Source organism: Pseudomonas sp. SDO5522_S412 (assembly GCF_054071215.1).
Window position 1 is genome coordinate 1 of the sequence record NZ_JBSVWQ010000277.1, and the last position, 6,889, is coordinate 6,889.

Genomic DNA, 6,889 nt, shown 5'->3' on the forward strand with positions numbered 1-6,889 from the left:
TCTGGTACACCGCTTTCGCGAGCAAGCCCGCTCCCACATTGGTTTGTGGTGTTGGTTGGATCAGGTTGCAGGCACCACTTCCCGGGTCTTCTCCCGCCCCAGCACCAAACTGCACAACGCCGGCAAGAACAGCAACGTCAACACTGTCCCCACCAGCACCCCGCCAATCAACACATACGCCAGCGACGACCAGAACACCGACAGTGTCAGCGGAATAAACGCCAGCGCCGCCGCCAGCGCGGTCAGGATCACCGGGCGTGCCCGGCGCACCGTGGCCTCGATGATCGCCTCGCGAATCACCATGCCCTGGTCCTGGTTCTGCCGAATCTGGTCGGTAAAGATCAGCGTATTGCGCATCAGGATCCCGCCAATCCCGATCAGCCCCAATATTGCGTTGAACCCGAACGGCTGGTTGAACAGCAGCAACGTCGGCACCGCCCCGATCAGCCCCAGCGGCGCGGTGGCGAACACCATGAACATCACCCCGAACGAACGCACCTGGAACATGATCACGGTCAACGTCAGCAGAATCATGATCGGGAACAGTGCCGCCAGCGCCACGTTGGCCTTGGCGCTTTCCTCCACCGGGCCGCCGATGACGATCTGATACCCGGACGGCAGCTTGGCGATCAGGGGTTGCAGGTCCTTGTACACCGCCATTTCCACATCTGGCGGCTGGGTGCCGTCGACGATGTCGGCGCGCACTTCCACGGTCAGTGCGCGATTGCGGCGCTTGAGGATCGGTTCTTCCATCACCGCCTGGAAATGCCCGACCTGGGCCAATGGCACCGAGACACCGGCACTGTTGGTCAGGGTCATATTGTCCAGGTTGCCGAGGTCTTCGCGCTGGCTGCCCTGGGAGCGGGCAACCACTGAAACGGTGCGATTGCCTTCGCGCACTTCGGTAATCGGGTTGCCGCTGAGCAACGCGTTGAGCTGGGATTTCACCCCGTCGGGGGTAAAGCCCAGCAGGCGCAGGCGGTCCTGGTCGAGTACCAGGCGGTAACTGCTGGCGCGTTCGCCCCAGTCGAGGAAGCTGTCCCGCGTGAGTGTGTTGGCCGCGACCACTTGGCGCACGTCTTCAGACAGGCTGCGCAGCACATTCAGGTCGGGACCGGACACGCGAAACACCACCGGGAAGGGCACCGGCGGGCCGAATACCAACTGGGTGACGCGCACCCGCGCCGATGGAAATTCGCCGGCCGCGATGCGTTCAGCCATGCGTTTTTTCAGGCTGTCCCGGGCATGGGCGTCGGCGGTCTGCACGATCAACTTGGCGAAGGCGGGATCTGGCAGCTCAGGGTTCAGCGACAGGAAAAACCGTGGTGCACCACCGCCGACATAGGTGTCGACCATCACGGTTTGCGGCTCCTCCATCAACGCCTTTTCCACCTGCGCCGCTACCGCCTCGGTGCTTTTGAAGGCGCTGCCCGGTGGCATGTACACCTCCAGAATCAGCTCGGAACGGTCGGAGTTGGGAAAGAACTGCTTCTTCACCACGCCCATGCCCAGGCCACACAGCACAAAGGCCGCCACCACCAGCCCGGTGACCAGCCAGCGTCTGCGCACGCAAGCATCCACCAGGCGCCGCAGTTTCTGGTAATAGCGCCCGGCGTAAATTGCGTCGTGGCCGCCGACAACCGGCTTGATGTGCGGCAGCAGCTTGACCCCCAGGTACGGGGTGAACACCACCGCCACCAGCCACGAGGCGATCAGCGCAAAACCGACGATCCAGAAAATATTCCCGGCATATTCACCGGCCCCCGAGCGGGCAAAACCCACCGGCAGGAAGCCGATAATCGTCACCAGCGTGCCCGTGAGCATCGGCGCGGCGGTGGAACTCCAGGCGAAGGTGGCCGCGTGGATCCGGTCAAAACCTTCCTCGAGTTTGACCACCATCATCTCGATCGCAATGATCGCGTCGTCCACCAGCAGGCCCAGGGAAATGATCAACGCACCCAGGGTCACCCGGTCGAATTCGCGACCGGTCATCAACATGATCACAAACACGATCGACAAGGTCAGCGGCACCGCAGCGGCCACCACCAGCCCGACGCGGAACCCCAGGGCCAGCAGGCTGATGACCATTACCACCGCGAGGGCGACGAAGAACTTCAGCATGAACTCGTTGACCGCCAGGCTGATGTTTTTCGCCTGGTCGGAGACCTTGGCGAAGTTGACCCCCAGCGGCAGGTCGGCCTGGATTTTCGCTTCCTGGGCCTTGAGGGCCTTGTCCAGTTCCAGGCCGTTCCAGTGCTTCTCCATGATCACCCCGAGCATCAGCGAGGGGTCGCCCTGATGACGGATACGGTAGCTGGGCGGGTCTTCATAACCCCGGCTGACGGTGGCCACATCGGCGATGCGCAGCAGCTTGCCGTTGGCTTCCAGCGGGACGTTTTCGATCAGCGCCAGGCTGTCGAAGGCCCCGTCGATGCGGATATAGGCGCGTGCCCCGGCGGTCTCGACAAAGCCTGAAGGCGCCACGGCATTCTGGTCGGCGAGGGCGGCGAAGATCTGCTCGGGCTTGATGCCCAAGGTGGCCAGGCGCTCATAGGAAAACTCGACGAAGATCCGCTGCGCCTGTTCGCCGAGGATATTGACCTTCTTCACTCCCGGCAGATTGAGCAGGCCCTGGCGCATGTCCTCGGCCATTTGCACCAGTTGCCGGTGGGGCAGGTGTTCGGCCTCCAGCGCGTACAGGGAAAAGTATACGTCGGAGTATTCATCGTTGAAAAACGGCCCGATCACCCCCTTGGGCAACTTCGCGGCTTCGTCGCTGAGCTTTTTGCGGGTCTGGTAGAACAGGTCCTGGATCTCGCTGGGGCGGGTGGACTCCAGGTACGTCATGCGCATCGAGACGAAGCCCGGTTGGGCGATGGTTTCGACGCGGTCGTAATAGTCCAGCTCCTGCAGGCGTTTTTCCAAGCGGTCGGCCACTTGCTCCTGCATCTCTTGCGCGGTGGCGCCGGGCCAGGCGGCGGTGATGGTCATGACCTTGACGGTGAACGAAGGGTCTTCGGCGCGCCCCAGTTTGCCAAAGGCAAAGACCCCGGCGGCGAGGATCGCGATGATCAGGAACAGCGTGACCGCGCGATGCTTGACCGCCAGTTCGGAGAGGTTGATCCCGCGCATTATCAGGGTTCCTGCTGACGGTTGAGGGCCAATACCTGGGCCGGCAACAGGCGTACCGCGTCACCGCTGTGCAGCAGGTGCGCGCCGAGGGCGACGACTACTTGGCCGGGGTCCACGCCACTGTCCAGCAACGCGTCCTCCTGGCCGAGGCTGGCGACGTTGACCGGGGCGAAGCTGACCTTGTCATCGGCGCCAATCACCCACACACCGGTGCCTTTGCCGGCATCCTGCAGCGCCCCGATGGGCACGCGGGTCTGTTGCGCCTGGCCGTTACCTTGCAGGCGCACGGTGATGGTCGAGCCGAGAGCGAAGCGGTCGACGGGGCCATGCAATACATAGCGGGCCCGGTAGGTGCGGGTGGTCGGGTCGGCGCTGGCAGACAGCTCGCGCAACGTGGCGGTCACTGCCTGCTCAGGGGCGCCGAAGGGGAACGCCAGGGCTTTTTGCGAAGCCTGGTCGCGCTGGTTTTCCGGCAGGTTGACGATGGCTTCCCGGGCGCCGTCGTGGGCCAGGCGCGCCACCACTTGCCCCTCGGCGACCACTTGGCCGCGGTCCACCCGCACGTCGGTGATGATGCCGTCGCTGTCGGCCCTGAGCACCGAGTAGGTGCGGCGGTTTTCGATCTGGCTGGCGTCGGATTGTGCGGAGGCCAGTTCGGCTTCGGCCACCCGCAGATTGGTGGCGGACTGGTCGAAAATCTGCCGCGACACGGCGCCGGTATTGGCCAGGCGCTGGTAGCGGGATTCATCGTCCCGGCGTTGGCGCAGTTGCGCCTGGGCCGCATTGACGCGGTTTTTTGCCGAACGCAGGGCCAGTTCGAAGTCGCCGATATCCAGCACCAGCAAAGTGTCGCCACGGTTGACGTGCTGGCCGGGATCAACCTTGCGCTCGATCACCTTGCCGCTGACGCGAAACCCCAGGTCACTTTCCGTGCGCGCGGCCACTACGCCGGTGTAGGCGCTTTGCTGGCTGCCGGCGGCTTCGACCTTGGCGGCCAGCACCGGGCGGGGCAGGGGCGCTTCGGCGACGGGGTCGGCCTTGTTATTGCAGCCACTGAGTACCGCCAGCAGGGCCAGGGGGGTGAGAAGACGCAGGGGGAGAGGGTTCATGTCGGGCTCCGTGGGGCGGGGTGAGCTAAAAATTACGCTTGTAATATTTGTCGCCATATTATGGTCGAAATATAAAATAATCCAGCCCGCGAGTATTTGTTCCACTGGTGGGACGATCAGGGCCGATTTTGCCGTCTAGCGCGGAATTGGTATCGGATTTAAGGTGTATCCATTACTGGAGACACATATGAAAAAGATCATCGGCATCTACACCAGCCCACGTGGCCATTGGGTCGGCGACGGCTTTCCGGTTCGCACGCTGTTTTCCTACGACACCATGGGCAAGCAGATCAGCCCGTTCCTGTTGCTGGATCACGCCGGTCCTGCGGCGTTCACCCCGACCGAGCAACGTCGCGGCGTGGGCCAGCATCCTCATCGCGGTTTTGAAACCGTGACCATCGTCTACAAGGGCGAAGTCGAGCACCGCGATTCCACCGGCGCCGGCGGCACCATCGGCCCGGGCGATGTGCAATGGATGACAGCCGCCAGGGGCATCATTCACGAGGAGTTTCACTCCGAGGCGTTCGCCCGCAGCGGCGGGGCCCTGGAAATGGTCCAGTTGTGGGTCAACCTGCCGGCCAGGGACAAAATGACCGACGCCGGTTACCAGACCATCCTCGATGGCGATATTCCGACGCTGCCCCTGGCCGACCACGCCGGCAGCCTGCGCTTGATCGCGGGCGAGTTCGACGGGGTCAAAGGCCCGGCTCGTACCTTCACACCGATCGACGTGTGGGACATGCGCCTCAAAGCCGGCCGCTCTGTGACGCTGGACCTGCACGCCGGGCGCAACACCGCGCTGGTGGTGTTGCGCGGCACGGTGCGGATCAACGGCACTGAAGTGGCGCGGGAAGGGCAGTTGGCACTGTTCGAGCGCGATGGCACGCAACTGCGCCTCGAGTCCAGCGACGACGCCATGGTGCTGTTGCTCAGCGGCGAGCCGATCGACGAACCCATCGTCGGCCACGGCCCGTTTGTGATGAACACCGAGCAGGAAATCCACCAGGCGTTTGCCGACTATCAGTCCGGGCAATTCGGGCAGATGCAGCGCTAGGGCGCTATACCCTCCAAAGGCATTTCATGCGATCTTCATGGCATTCGCCCTGGAGTCGCCTGAATGCCCTCATTTATCTCCGATCACCCGATGTTCTGTGCCTTGGCGCTGGTGCTGATCGATATTGCCGTATGGCGTTTGATCTCTGCCGATTTCGCCAATTGGAAGCTGGCGGCGCGGCTGGTGATCTTTGCGGTGTTCAGCGCCGTGCTGTTCAACGAAGGCATGAACCCGATGCAGGTCGCGCCGTTCGGCGACAACGTGGCGCTGCATTTGGCGGCAACGGCGTTCCAGATCGGCTGGTGGTTGTTTGCGGCGCGCACCCTCACGGTATTGCTCGGCGCGGTGATGATGCAGCGGGTCGGCCACACCGGGCGGCTGTTGCAGGATCTGGTGGGCGCGGTGATTTTCCTGATCGCGATCATCGCCGCCATGGCCTACGTGCTCGACCTGCCGGTCAAGGGCGTGCTGGCCACTTCCGGGGCGGTGGCAATCATCGTCGGCCTGGCGTTGCAAAGCACCTTGAGCGACGTGTTTTCCGGCATCGTGCTCAATACCACCAAACCCTACCAACTGGATGACTGGATCTCCATCGACGGCACCGAAGGCCGGGTGATAGACATCGACTGGCGCGCCACCCAACTGCAAACCTCCCAGGGCAGCCTGGCGGTGGTGCCCAACTCGTTGGCGGCCAAGGCCAAGATCATCAACTTCTCACGTCCCGCAGATATGTTTGGCTTGGCGGTCAGCCTGCAAGTCAGCCCCCATGCGCGGCCCCAAACCGTGCTGGATGCGCTGGAGCGGGCGATGCAGGGGTGTCGCCCGTTGTTGGCCAAGCCGGCGCCGAGCGTGGCGTTCAAGACGTCGGCCAGTGGTGGCGTGGAGTATGAGATCAGCGGGTTTGTGCCGGCCATGGCGCTTAAGCGTGAGGTGCGCAATCAGCTTTATGATTTGGCGTTTCGGCATTTGCAGGCGGCGGGGGTGAGTTTGTTGTCGGCGGCCGAGAGTAATGCGCCGGTGACGGTTTCCCGGGCTCGGGCGTTGTTGGAGAGCTCGTCTATTTTCTCGACGTTGAGGCAGGAGGAGAAGGAGACGTTCAGCCAGAACATGACGCTGCAGACCTTTCGCGCCGGGGAAATGATTTTGCCGGCGGGGGAGGTGAGTGATCACCTGTTTATCATCGAGTCCGGGGTGATTTCGGTGATGTTGACCAAGGCCGGGCACAAGTTTGAAGCGGGGCGGATGGGGCCTGGGGAGGTGATTGGTGAGGCCGGGATTTTGTCGGAGCAGGGTGTGCCTGCGGACTTTTCGGCGAAGACGTTTTGTACGTTGTATAGGATTGAGAAGGAGTATCTGAAGCCTTGTCTGGATGCTCGGCATGACATCAGTGAGGCGATGAAAAGCCTGCTGGATTTCAGGTTGCATGCGGCTCAGAGTTTGACGCAGGAGGCGCCTGTGGTGCCGGTTAAGAAGGGGTTTATGCAGTGGCTGCGGAGTCGGGCCTGAAGGTGTACATATCCGTTGCTGCGGTAACGGCCGCTTATGGTTCCGCTCTTACAGCGGGTCACTTTTGGCAAACGCCCCAAAAGTAACC

At 62.7% G+C, this 6,889-nt stretch carries 4 protein-coding genes; 2 read left to right on the plus strand and 2 right to left on the minus strand.

What is annotated here, in order from left to right:
• Positions 1–60: 60 nt before the first annotated feature.
• Complete coding sequence (locus tag ACW9I6_RS29380; RefSeq protein ID WP_457340127.1) at positions 61–3,132, minus strand: efflux RND transporter permease subunit; 3,072 nt, start codon at positions 3,130–3,132, stop codon at positions 61–63.
• Between the two features lie 2 nt (positions 3,133–3,134).
• Entirely contained in the window at positions 3,135–4,241 is a 1,107-nt protein-coding gene (locus ACW9I6_RS29385) for an efflux RND transporter periplasmic adaptor subunit (protein ID WP_457340128.1), read from the minus strand.
• A gap of 187 nt (positions 4,242–4,428) precedes the next feature.
• Here ACW9I6_RS29385 and ACW9I6_RS29390 point away from each other — a divergent pair, with 187 nt between their 5' ends.
• Together ACW9I6_RS29390 and ACW9I6_RS29395 are read left to right on the plus strand one after the other, a co-directional pair.
• Positions 4,429–5,295 carry a pirin family protein gene (locus ACW9I6_RS29390; protein ID WP_003210245.1) on the plus strand — a complete coding sequence of 289 codons (867 nt, stop codon included), beginning with the start codon at positions 4,429–4,431 and terminating at the stop codon, positions 5,293–5,295.
• Positions 5,296–5,358: 63 nt separating this feature from the next.
• Positions 5,359–6,801: a mechanosensitive ion channel domain-containing protein gene (locus ACW9I6_RS29395; RefSeq protein WP_063028913.1), complete on the plus strand. Its 1,443-nt coding sequence runs from the start codon at positions 5,359–5,361 to the stop codon at positions 6,799–6,801.
• The last annotated feature ends 88 nt before the right edge of the window (positions 6,802–6,889 follow it).